This is a genomic window from Bacillus sp. FSL E2-8887, from assembly GCF_038007205.1.
Taxonomy (GTDB): Bacteria; Bacillota; Bacilli; order Bacillales; family Bacillaceae_G; genus Bacillus_A; species Bacillus_A mycoides.
In genome coordinates, this window is record NZ_JBBOWS010000001.1 from 2135923 (window position 1) to 2148179 (window position 12257).

General features: G+C 33.0%; 11 protein-coding genes and 3 pseudogenes. 12 read left to right on the forward strand and 2 right to left on the reverse strand.

Features of this window, described 5'->3' with window-relative positions; genetic code table 11:
- Positions 1 to 48: 48 nt before the first annotated feature.
- Positions 49 to 186 (reverse strand): DUF3956 domain-containing protein, encoded by a 138-nt coding sequence (locus tag NSQ08_RS10690; RefSeq protein WP_002127410.1) that lies wholly within the window; start codon positions 184 to 186, stop codon positions 49 to 51.
- A 343-nt stretch (positions 187 to 529) separates the two neighbouring features.
- Here NSQ08_RS10690 and NSQ08_RS10695 point away from each other — a divergent pair, with 343 nt between their 5' ends.
- Positions 530 to 742: a hypothetical protein gene (locus NSQ08_RS10695; protein WP_000416118.1), complete on the forward strand. Its 213-nt coding sequence runs from the start codon at positions 530 to 532 to the stop codon at positions 740 to 742.
- Between the two features lie 247 nt (positions 743 to 989).
- Here NSQ08_RS10695 and NSQ08_RS10700 read toward each other — a convergent pair whose 3' ends face one another.
- Entirely contained in the window at positions 990 to 1319 is a 330-nt protein-coding gene (locus NSQ08_RS10700; protein WP_002035120.1) for a YkvA family protein, read from the reverse strand.
- Positions 1320 to 1536: 217 nt separating this feature from the next.
- On the opposite strand from NSQ08_RS10700, the gene NSQ08_RS10705 reads away from it, so the two are divergent.
- From NSQ08_RS10705 to NSQ08_RS10760, 11 genes and pseudogenes are all read left to right on the forward strand, one after another.
- Entirely contained in the window at positions 1537 to 1791 is a 255-nt protein-coding gene (locus NSQ08_RS10705; RefSeq protein WP_080683282.1) for a hypothetical protein, read from the forward strand.
- A pseudogene (locus NSQ08_RS10710) lies at positions 1745 to 2753 on the forward strand (N-acetylmuramoyl-L-alanine amidase); the annotation flags it as partial. The gene NSQ08_RS10705 and the pseudogene NSQ08_RS10710, both read left to right, overlap by 47 nt.
- A 42-nt stretch (positions 2754 to 2795) precedes the next feature.
- The gene (locus NSQ08_RS10715) at positions 2796 to 3659 is read left to right on the forward strand and encodes an exosporium leader peptide-containing protein (protein WP_340780117.1); all 864 of its coding nucleotides are present in this window, start codon (positions 2796 to 2798) and stop codon (positions 3657 to 3659) included.
- Between the two features lie 66 nt (positions 3660 to 3725).
- Positions 3726 to 3927, forward strand: a pseudogene (locus tag NSQ08_RS10720) (N-acetylmuramoyl-L-alanine amidase); the annotation flags it as partial.
- A 423-nt stretch (positions 3928 to 4350) separates the two neighbouring features.
- Positions 4351 to 4620: a hypothetical protein gene (locus NSQ08_RS10730; protein WP_240379987.1), complete on the forward strand. Its 270-nt coding sequence runs from the start codon at positions 4351 to 4353 to the stop codon at positions 4618 to 4620.
- A 73-nt stretch (positions 4621 to 4693) separates the two neighbouring features.
- Entirely contained in the window at positions 4694 to 6046 is a 1353-nt protein-coding gene (locus NSQ08_RS10735; RefSeq protein ID WP_193653830.1) for a DEAD/DEAH box helicase, read from the forward strand.
- A 256-nt stretch (positions 6047 to 6302) separates the two neighbouring features.
- Positions 6303 to 6938 (forward strand): TetR/AcrR family transcriptional regulator, encoded by a 636-nt coding sequence (locus NSQ08_RS10740; protein WP_002069302.1) that lies wholly within the window; start codon positions 6303 to 6305, stop codon positions 6936 to 6938.
- A 46-nt stretch (positions 6939 to 6984) separates the two neighbouring features.
- Positions 6985 to 8247: an MFS transporter gene (locus tag NSQ08_RS10745; protein ID WP_254904890.1), complete on the forward strand. Its 1263-nt coding sequence runs from the start codon at positions 6985 to 6987 to the stop codon at positions 8245 to 8247.
- Between the two features lie 6 nt (positions 8248 to 8253).
- Positions 8254 to 10593, forward strand: a pseudogene (locus NSQ08_RS10750) (ABC transporter permease).
- 12 nt (positions 10594 to 10605) lie between these two features.
- Entirely contained in the window at positions 10606 to 11367 is a 762-nt protein-coding gene (locus tag NSQ08_RS10755; protein WP_033728066.1) for an ABC transporter ATP-binding protein, read from the forward strand.
- A 106-nt stretch (positions 11368 to 11473) separates the two neighbouring features.
- On the forward strand, positions 11474 to 12184 hold the full coding sequence (locus NSQ08_RS10760; protein ID WP_340774451.1) for a class I SAM-dependent methyltransferase: 711 nt from the start codon (positions 11474 to 11476) through the stop codon (positions 12182 to 12184).
- The last annotated feature ends 73 nt before the right edge of the window (positions 12185 to 12257 follow it).

Below are 12257 nucleotides of genomic sequence, written 5' to 3' on the forward strand. Positions count from 1 at the left end.
AGAGTTTAAAAGAGAGCGAAAGCTCTCTTTTAAACTTACTTAAATGAATTACCCACAGATTGGAATACCGAGAACTCTCAAAGCTAGTGCTACTTGAAGAGTAATTTCCAATCTAGCAATTTCGATGCCAGCAACTGTGAGTACTAAAAAAGGTTGGCCGTTTACGAACACAATACAACTTTCCATATATACGCCTCCTTTCTAGTGATCTACTACAGTATATGAATGAAACTGTAATACGTTATAGTTGGATTTATGAATTTTATAAAAATAATAGATTTACCCTATGTTTACGAAACAAATGGAGTTTCATAGTGTTAATAATTTAATTGTTAGACAAGGAAGCATCTATAATAAGATGCTTTTTATTATATTTACGTTTCAGCGTGACAATAAATAAAGTTAATCAATGACGAATTGAGAGGGAAATATATTGATAAATATTTGTATGAGGTAAACTAAGAAGGTTTTAGAAAAACGAAAAGGAATTTTTATACTTGTAACATAAAAATTCTAGGGGGATGTTAATATGGAAAAAACTATGATGGTAGAAACAACAAACATGATGATGTCTATGGAAAAAATGATGTGTGAAATGAAGTGTATGAAAATGATGATGAATAACATGATGCAAATGGATGTAGAAATGGATAAGGCAATGATGGTGAAAATGAATGAATGTGATGAAATGATGAAGACTACTATGTCTATGATGAAAGCGATGAAAGAGAAATGTTGTTGAAGTAGCAAAGTATAGCGTAAAATGATGATGATCTTGTAAATTTAAATTAGTAAAGAGCCTGTTTTAGTTGGTAAATTAAAATAGGCTCTTTTAACTATTGTTCAAAAATAAATTGAGTTGACAAAAAAGAACTAAAAGATTATTTTAGTTCTTTTTTCTGTATTAACACTGTTCAAATCATTTGTTTAAAAGCTATAGATGATGGTTAGGCAGTGAGCAAAGACAAGTAAGAGCCTATCTTTCTTCGTTAAATGTGTGCTGAAGTAAATAATGATTCCATTTTTATTTTACTCTTTTCTCTAATTTCAGCATCAGCATGTCGCATAACATATTTATGCGCCACAGCGATTGCTAAAACATCATCTAATAAGCCAATCCCAATAATAGCAGCTATATCTGGAATGAAATCGATTGTTAATACGTAATAGGATAAAGCGGCTAATATAATGAGTTTCGCTTTAGTAGGTAACTCTTTCTTTTTCATTGTGTAAAATAAAATAATACTTTCATATACGCTTGATTTCCCGAGGTTTACTGAGCTTTTTTTGAATTTTTTCCAAAGTGTCTGTTTCTCCATATAAACACTCCTTTTCCAAAAAATAGATTTTTTAAAAGGATGGACAAAGAAGCGAAAGAATAATCAATTTTATTGTTTTTTCTTATTGTATATTTCGATATTTATAAGCGAATACCTGTTCAAAATAAAACAATGCTTGTTAAGCGGATACGATTATGGAGATGGATGAAGAGAAAATCTGTTTTGGAAAGCAAATAAGTTTCCGATAGAGGTTTCAATGAATTATTTGCGTTCTGCAACGAAGGCAGAAAAAACTTTTGATTTCTTAATACCAGCTATCTTGACAATAATTATTAGATTGTTTATAGCGTATATGAATCCGAATACAACAATAATATTGAAAGGAATTAAGGATATAAATAATCAATCACTTACATTCATTCCAATTTTAGCTGGTTTTAATATAGCTAATTACCTCGTTCCTTATGATTCTAGTACTTGCTGGTTCATTTGCTACAAGTGTTTTTGCTGATAGAAAGTTTTTTATCCCTAATTTCCCAAAACAACCATATCGTTTTGGCGTAGGTATTTATGAGGGCGTAGTAGCTCATAGTACAGCGACTTCTGAAATATTCAAAAGTATGAATCTCGTACATGAAGAAACGTATTTGTTCAATATGCTGTTGATTGAGATGAAACAATCCAAATCGCTAATATAAAATACATTGCATATGGCGGTGGACCTGCTGCTAATAAACGATTTGTACATGTAGAGTTATGTGAAACAGCAGACCATACAAAGCTCGAGCGTTCATATGAAAAATACGTAAAACTTTTAGCGGAAATCTTAAAAGATAACAAGTTATCTGTAGGAAAAGGATTGTGGATTCACTACGATGTGATTAAATATCTTGGCAGTACAGATCATGAAGATCAACTTGATTATTTAAAATCTCATGGGGGATCAGGAGCTCAATCCCGTGCTGATGTACAACGGGCATACAATAATTCTAGTGTGGATGTTTCTGTACATGAAAGCCACCTAAACCAACAGAAGTACCAACAGCTGTAACCGATGGTATAGCTTATATTGAAGGCTACAACGTTAATTTACGTAAAGGACCAGACACAAGCTATTCTAAGATTCGTCAACTAAATAAATCAGAAGCTTATGTTGAATGGGGCGAAAAGCCTGGTTGGTTAAACCTTGGTGGAGAGCAATGGATTAAGAACACTCCATCCTATGTGAAGTTTAGTAAGAAAAGTACAGTAGATTCTTCTATTGTAGGAAAGCGTGTTGTTTCTAAAGTTAACATTCTACGTTTCTATGATGCTCGACCTTGGTAGGATAGAGACGTGGATGGTTTTGTAGATGTAGGTGAGGTATTTACAATTTTTAGGAAGTTAAATATGGAAGGTTCAGTACAATTTAAGGCGCACAATAGTATAGGGAAAACATATTATATTACGATCAATGAAGTTTATGTATATGTAACTGTATTACTACAGTATAGTACACTCATAGGAGGTAGTTATGTGTTTGATAAAAATGAAATACAAAAGGTAAATGGGATACTTCAAGCTAATGCATTAAATCCAAATTTAATTGGCCCTACACTTCCCCCAATCCCACCATTTACTTTACCCACAGGTCCAACAGGAGGGACAGGCCCAACGGGAGTAACGGGTCCAACAGGAGTAACGGGTCCAACGGGGGTAACGGGTCCAACAGGAGTAACGGGTCCAACAGGAGTAACGGGTCCAACAGGAGTAACGGGTCCAACGGGAGTAACGGGTCCAACGGGGGTAACGGGTCCAACAGGAGTAACGGGTCCAACAGGAGTAACGGGTCCAACGGGAGTAACGGGTCCAACGGGAATAACGGGTCCAACAGGAGGAACTGAAGGTTGTCTTTGTGATTGCTGTGTTTTACCTATGCAAAGCGTTTTACAACAACTTATTGGAGAAACTGTTATTCTTGGCACTATTGCAGACACACCCAACACGCCCCCGCTTTTCTTTCTATTTACTATCACTTCCGTGAATGATTTTTTAGTTACAGTTACAGATGGCACCACAACCTTTGTGGTCAATATATCTGATGTAACAGGGGTAGGTTTTTTACCACCAGGACCACCTATTACATTACTTCCACCTACCGATGTAGGATGCGAGTGTGAATGTCGTGAACGACCAATTAGACAATTACTGGATGCGTTTATCGGATCTACAGTAAGTCTTTTAGCAAGTAATGGTTCTATTGCAGCAGATTTTAGCGTGGAACAAACAGGACTTGGGATAGTACTAGGGACATTACCTATAAATCCAACTACAACCGTTAGGTTTGCAATTTCAACTTGTAAAATTACAGCTGTGAATATAACCCCTATTACGATGTAGTCTATTTCTTTCAGAAGTATCTGTTGCTACTCGATAAGAGAAGCACAGTTTATTTGTCCACCTTGAAAACGTATTGTTTTCAAAGTGGACAATCTACGTTTCTAGGATGCTCCATCTTGGAAATATAAAGATGGAGCTGATTCTGTAGATGCAGGGATTTATGATTGATGCAAAAGTGAGTGCCAATGGTTCGCCACAGTACAAAGCACACAGCAGTAAAGGAAAAACATACTATGTTACTGCAAATGAAGCCTATTTATTCATCTAACGCACTATACCTTCATGAGTAATTAACCATGCCCCCTTAATCTTTCTATATCCTTCATTTGTAAATTTCTTACTACTATATTATTGGCGTACAATATATGGCTAAATGTATCTAATTGGTTTTCTAAACGCACAAAATTCCCAAATTGATATGGTAAGGCTATAAAAATTATAATGAAAAATAATAAATATCTCTAATGCACTATTAGGATTTTTCCATTTTATATTGCAAACCATCTTTCTGAAAGATAAGCTCATATGCTAAATCAAAATGAAGGTTATATAATGCTTTCGTATTACATATTAAATTGTAGAACATAGTTCCTTGATGTACATATTGGTGTAATTTATTTTGAATTGGTGAAACAATAATTTTAAAAATTCCTTTAATATCTTCATTAAAGAAGTTATAGGAGGGAATAACTTGGACTCATTATTTGATGTAATAGCAAATGTTATTTTATTTTATCCTCGAAATGACATGAAATTAAAACACCATATTGCCAAATTAAGCGAATTTGAGTGGTTTCGAAGGTTACACGAAGATCCGAAATATACAAGTTTAATTTGGAGTAATAGAAAAATTAAAAAGTATATTTTGACTTCTGCAAATATGGAAGCATTAATAAAATCCGAGAAAAAACAAAAAGAATTTGTTCATCTAGTACAGGATGAATATAAAAAAAGAAGATAAGAATTTTTTTATTTTTCATATTTGGCGAAACAAATGGTACAATGAAAGCTAATGTGAAAAATAAGGAAAAGAAGTGGTCTATTTGAAAAACTTTTTAGAATTAGGAATTAGTGAAACTTTTAATCATACATTACGTGAAAATGGAATTACAGAAGCAACACCGATTCAGGAGAAGGCAATTCCTGTTATTATGTCAGGTAAAGATGTTATTGGGCAGGCGAAAACAGGAACGGGTAAAACGTTAGCATTCGTGTTACCGATTTTAGAAAAAATCGATCCAGAGTCTAGTGATGTTCAGGCTTTAATTGTTGCACCAACAAGGGAACTAGCACTGCAAATTACAACTGAAATTAAAAAAATGCTTGTTCAAAGAGAAGATATTAATGTACTAGCGATATATGGCGGACAAGATGTAGCACAACAATTGAGAAAATTAAAAGGTAATACACATATTGTTGTAGCGACACCAGGACGATTATTAGATCATATACGACGTGAAACAATTGATTTAAGTAATCTTTCAACGATTGTACTAGATGAAGCAGATCAAATGCTTTATTTCGGATTCTTATATGATATTGAAGATATTTTAGATGAGACACCTGATAGTAAACAAACGATGTTATTCTCAGCAACGATGCCAAAAGATATTAAAAAATTGGCGAAACGTTATATGGAAGAGCCGCAAATGATTCAAGTACAAAGTGAAGAAGTAACGGTAGATACAATTGAGCAGCGTGTCATTGAGACGACAGATCGTGCAAAGCCAGATGCACTTCGTTTTGTTATGGATCGTGATCAGCCATTTTTAGCAGTTATTTTCTGTCGTACAAAGGTTAGAGCAAGTAAGCTTTATGATGATTTAAAGGGACTTGGTTATAATTGTGCTGAACTTCATGGTGATATACCTCAAGCGAAACGTGAAAGAGTTATGAAGAGTTTCCGCGAAGCTAAAATTCAGTACTTAATCGCAACGGATGTAGCAGCTCGTGGACTTGATGTAGATGGTGTAACGCACGTATTTAACTTTGATATCCCTGAAGATGTAGAAAGTTATATTCACCGCATTGGCCGAACAGGACGTGCAGGTGGATCAGGTCTTGCAATTACGTTCGTTGCAGCGAAAGATGAAAAACATTTAGAAGAAATTGAAAAAACGCTTGGTGCACCAATACAAAGACAAATAATCGAACAACCGATGATAAAAAATGTAGATGAAAATGGAAAACCGGTACAAAAGCCGGCTCCAAAGAAATCAGGTCAATATCGTCAAAGAGATAGCCGTGAAGGTTCAAGAAGTGGTTCAAAAGGTGGTCCAAGAAACGATTCAAGAAATAGTTCTAGAAATGATAACAATCGATCATTTAATAAGCCAAGTAATAAGAAAAGTAGTACAAAACAAGGTCAGCAAAGACGTGGCCGTTAAATAGTTATTATTCAAAAAGAGTCGCAAAGTGTTGCGGCTCTTTTTTGTTTTTATACAACGAAGTCGATATAAGTACAAGGTTGATTGCATAGAAACAACCTTTAAAATTTCATTCACCGTATTAAAAATAAATTTTAAAATTCATAAAGGAAATATAAAGTAGGTTGTTGTATATGTACGATAACAGGAAACTTTTCACATACTAAACATATACTTTAAATAAACCGACAGTCGGTCCGTAGGAAGGAGTACATGAATGAGGATCGTAAAAGAATATGGGGAACGTAGAAATGAAATTTTAGAAACTGCTGAACGTTTGTTTGTTACAAAAGGGTATACGAAAACTACAGTAAATGACATTTTAAAAGAGATTGGTATAGCAAAGGGGACGTTTTATCATTATTTTAAGTCGAAAGAAGAAGTAATGGATGAAATTATTATGAGGATTATTAAAGCGGATGTTGCTAAAGCGAAAGCAATTGTCTCTAACCCTAATATCCCAGTTTTGGATAAGTTATTTCGAGTTTTAATGGAACAATCACCAAAATCAGGAGATGTAAAAGATAAAATGATTGAACAATTTCATCAGCCAAATAATGCGGAAATGCATCAAAAAAGTATAGTACAATCAATTATTCATTTATCTCCTGTTTTAGCAGAGATTTTAGAACAAGGAATCGCTGAAGGCATATTTTCTACTCCATACCCACAAGAAACGATTGAATTATTACTCTCTTCAGCACAAGTCATATTTGATGAGGGTTTATTCCAGTGGAAGCCGGAAGAAATGATGAGGAGGGCTAAAGCTTATATCAAAATGATGGAAGCATCTGTTGGAGCGAAAGAGGGAGCCTTTGATTACATGGTGGAGGTTTTAATCAAACAGAAATAGTAATTTTCTGTTTGGATATTATCGACCGACAGTCGGTCTGAATCGAATGAAAGGTGTGATAAGGATGTCAGCTAGTATAAGGTCTTCGATGAAAGATTTTCACTTAATGGTGAGTGGACAAATTATTACTATTTTAGGTTCAACACTTTTACGTTTTGCCCTGTCATTATATGTGCTAGATATAACAGGGCGTGCTGATATATTCGCAGGATTATATGCGGTAACGAGTATTCCGTTTTTACTAGCTCCTCTCGGCGGAGCGATAGCAGATCGTTTCAATCGCCGTGATTTAATGGTTATTTTTGACTTCATCAACGCTGCGATTGTATTAAGCTTTATAGTTTTGTTATTTACTGGACCTGTATCTATTATATTGATTGGAACAATTATGTTTTTACTAGCAGTCGTTAGTGCAATGTATTCACCTGTTGTAATGGCGAGTATTCCGCAATTAGTTCCAGAGAATAAGTTAGAGCAAGCAAACGGTATCGTAAATGGTGTGCAAGCATTGTCAAATATAGTTGCTCCTGTATTTGGAGGAATATTGTACGGCATAATTGGTTTGAAAATGCTCGTAATAATAAGTTGCCTTGCTTTCTTTTTATCTGCGATTTTAGAAATGTTTATTAAAATACCTTTTATAAAAAGAGCACGAGAAAGCCATATAATACCGACAATTGTAAAGGATATGAAAGAAGGATTTATATATGTTTTAAAACAACCATTTATTTTGAAATCTATGCTTTTAGCTGCATTACTAAATTTAATACTTACACCGCTATTTGTTGTTGGCGCTCCAATTATTATACGAGTAACAATGGAAAGTAGCGACACGTTATACGGAATTGGAATGGGATTGATCGATTTTGCTACTATTTTAGGTGCATTATCGATAGGTTTTTTTGCGAAAAAGCTACAGATGAAAACATTGTATTACTGGATGCTTTTAATAGCTTTATTAGTACTACCAATGGCACTATCAGTTACGCCAGTTATTCTTAATTTAGGATACTATCCACCATTTATCCTCTTTATACTTTCTTCTATTCTAATTGCAATGATCGTGACAATTGTATCCATCTATGTGATTACTGTAGTCCAAAAGAAAACACCAAATGAAAACCTAGGAAAAGTAATGGCAATTATAACAGCGGTATCTCAATGTATGGCACCAATTGGGCAAGTCATTTATGGTTTTATGTTTGAAGGATTCAGTATGAAAATTTATTTACCTATATTAGTTATTAGTTTCATAATGATAATAATAGCGATAGTGACGAAGAAAATATTATGGAATGAAGGGAACTAGCTCCATATGATTAGGAGAATGTTAAAAAGAGATTTCTCTCAAAATAAAATGATAATTACTATTCTATTTATGTTTATCATGTTATCAAGTCTTTTAATCGCAAGTGCTTCAAGTAACGTTATAAATCTATTGAACTCAACGGATCAATTGTTTAAAGTATCAAACGCACCGCACTTCGTACAAATGCATGCCGGAGAAATAAACCAAAAGTCAATCGATTCATTTGTAGCGCAAACTCCTTTTGTAAAAAAACAACAAACAGCAGAGATGGTTCAAATAGGCGGATCTAACATTTTTATAAAGAAGAAAAATCAAGCGGAACATAATAGTGTAATGGACATTAGCTTCGTTAAGCAAAATACTATTTTTGACTTTTTATTAGATTTAAATAATGAATTGATCGATGTTAGGAAAGGGGAAATAGGTGTACCAATTTATTATATGCAAAAATATAATTTGCGTATTGGAGATAAAATTTGGGTTGTTAAAAATAATAATGAGCTAGAATTTACTATTTCGGCATTTGTTCGTGATGTTCAAATGAACCCATCACTTGTTAGTTCAAAACGATTTGTAATAAGCGATGAAGACTTCGAAAGAATAAAGGGGAATTTTGGAGAAAGTGAATATCTTATTGAATTCCAGCTAACAGATTTAACTAAAATAAATGAATTTGAAACTTTATACCAGTCATCAAACTTACCTCAAAAAGGTCCCTCTATTACGTATTCACTCTTTAAAACACTCAATTCATTAACAGATGGAATAATAGCTGCAGTACTTATCATAATAAGTGCATTATTAATGCTAATCGCGATTTTATGTATTAGATTTACGATTATGACTTCAATGGAAGAAGATTATCGGGAAATTGGTGTTATGAAAGCTATCGGCATTCAAAGTAAAGATATTCAAAAACTATATGTAACAAAATATGTTGTTATTTCCGCTATCGGATGTATATGTGGATATATCCTTTCGTTATTTGTTACAAAAATATTTACCTCTAACATCGCACTTTATATGGGGACAGCTAATAAAAGTATTTTATATTATGTTGTGCCATTGATAGTCACAACATTGTTATTTCTAGCCGTTATCCTTTTTTGCCGCATCATTTTGCGGAATTTCAGGAGAATTACAGCAATAGACGCTTTACGATCAAGAGATAAACTAGGAAAAAGAAAGATTAGAAGATTTTTTTCTCTCTATCAAACTAAAATTACAAATGTAAATATATTTATTGGTATACAAGATGTAGTGAAACGATTTAAGTTATATCGAGTATTAAGTATCGTTTTAATTATTGCAGTGTTCATGATTGTTGTACCAGTTAACTTTTTGTACACGATTCAGTCACCGTAATTTGTTAATTATATGGGAACAGGAAAGAGTGATATACGAATAGATTTACAGCAATCTGAAAATATAGAAAAACGGTTTAATGACGTTATATCGTATGTCGGAAACGATGAAGAGGTAGAAAGATATGCAGCATTTGTAACGAGTACATTTAAAATGGTGAAAGCTGATGGTACACATGAAAACTTAAATGTAGAAGTGGGAGATTTCGCCCAATTTCCAATAGAATATGTTAAAGGTATGGCACCAAAAAATGAAAATGAGATCGCTCTCTCTTATATGAACGCAAATGAATTAAAAAAGAATATAGGGGATGAAATCGTTTTATTTGTAGAAGGAAAAGAGAAAATGCTAACTATTAGTGGTATATATCAAGATGTAACGAATGGAGGAAAAACAGCTAAAGCGAGTTTTTCTTATAATAAAGAAAATATATTATGGTACGTAGTAAATGTAGATATGAAACCCAAAGTGAATCTACAAGAAAAAGTGAAGGAGTATAAACAAAATTTTAATTTTGCAAAAATAACAGATACGGATAATTATTTATCTCAAACTTTAGGAGAGACAATTAAACAATTAAGACTCGTGACACAAGTGGCAATTTTGATTGCTATATTGATATCGGTTTTAATAACTGCGATGTTTTTTAAAATGTTATTGGTAAAAGATTCTTCGCAAATATTAATTATGAAAAGTATCGGCTTTTCCTACAAAGATATTCGTATACAATATGTTACTCGTTCTATTTCTATAGTATTAGTAGGTATTTTAACAGGGACATTTATAGCTGCTACGTTTGGAGAAACACTAATAAGCTGGTTAGGTTCATTTATGGGAGCAGCTCACATAAAGTTTGTTGTTAATCCGATCATTTCTTATGTAATATGTCCAGCTATTTTATTTATATCTGTGACCGTAGCAACACTTTTCAGTAGTTTTACAGTGAAACAAACAAATGATTTAAAGCTAAATGGGGAGTAGGAGATGTGTAATTTGAAAAAAAATTTAGAAGTAAAACAATTAAATAAAGAATACGCAATGGATGGAAATAAAACTTACCATATGTTAAAAAATATAAATTTAGAGATTTATGAGGGAGAGTTTATATCGGTCATGGGACCTTCTGGTTCAGGGAAATCGACGTTACTATATAATATTAGCGGAATGGATCAAATGTCATCAGGAAGTGTGAAAGTTGATAGTAAAGAAATAACATGTATGAAAGAAGAGGTGTTAGCAAAATTACGACTCAGCGAAATGGGATTTATTTTTCAACAGAGCAATCTTCTTAGAAATTTGAATCTTTTTGATAATATAGTTTTACCTGCGTATTTAGCAAAATTTGAGAGCAGGAAAATAATAAATAAACGTGCACTTGAATTGATGAAAAAAATGGGGATTAGTCAAATTGCAACTAATAATATAACTGAAGCATCAGGAGGAGAATTACAAAGGGTATCTATTTGTAGAGCACTCATAAATAAACCTAATATTATTTTTGCTGACGAACCAACGGGTGCTTTGAATTTAAAAGCGACAGAAGAAGTAATGGATATTTTAGCAAATATAAACCGCATGGGAACTACAATTTTGCTAGTTACTCATGACGTAAAGGTAGCAGCTAAAACAGAAAGAGTTCTTTTTATGGTGGACGGAGAAATTGTTAGCGAAATACAGATGGGTAAGTATAGAAACGATGATTTGAAGGTGCGAGAAGAGCAGTTGTTAAAATGGTTAACTGTACTTGGATTTTAAAGAGATAATATTTTTGACTCCTATTGAATATAGGAGTTTTTTCTTTGTTTGAAAGTTTAAAAAGAGATATAATAATTTTCTGACTATTGATTATGGAGGGGTATAAATGAAAAGTGAAACGTTACACACTCAAGAAGATATATTAAAAATGCTTGATTTATTATTAAGACCCGCAGTACCATTTTGGAATGAATTTTACACAAATAGAGAAAAGGATGTTCCTTTTTTTGCAAATATTCCAGATGAGAATTTAGTTTCATATATACAAAAAGAATGGATTTCAAAAGGAGAAGTGTTAGAGCTTGGATGTGGTCCAGGAAGAAATGCAATTTATTTAGCGAAACAAGGACTTGATGTAACAGCAGTCGATTTGTCTATAGAAGGGATTAATTGGGCCAAAGAGAGGGCGTTAGAAAACGGAATAGACATACAATTTGTTTGTGAATCGATTTTTAATTTGGATTTTCAAGATGAATATGAATTTGTATATGATTCCGGTTGCTTGCATCACATTCCACCACATAGAAGAATGAATTATGTTGATTTAGTTAAAAACTCATTAAAATCGGGTGGTTATTTCGGATTAACATGTTTTGCAGCAGGCGATTTAGATGAGCGAAATGGATCAGAAATAACAGATTGGGATGTATATAGAAGCTGGAGTCTGCAAGGTGGTCTTGCTTATTCAGAAGAAAAATTAAGAGAGATATTTAATGAGTTTGAAGTGGTTGAAATTAGAAAGATGAAGCAAATTGAACAACCAAATAATATGTTTGGAGAATCATTTCTTTGGACAGCATTATTTAAGAAGAAATAAAACATAGATAATTGACAAACTCATCGTTTTTATAGACAATACACTTATGAGAATATACGTTCGGTTTTATTGT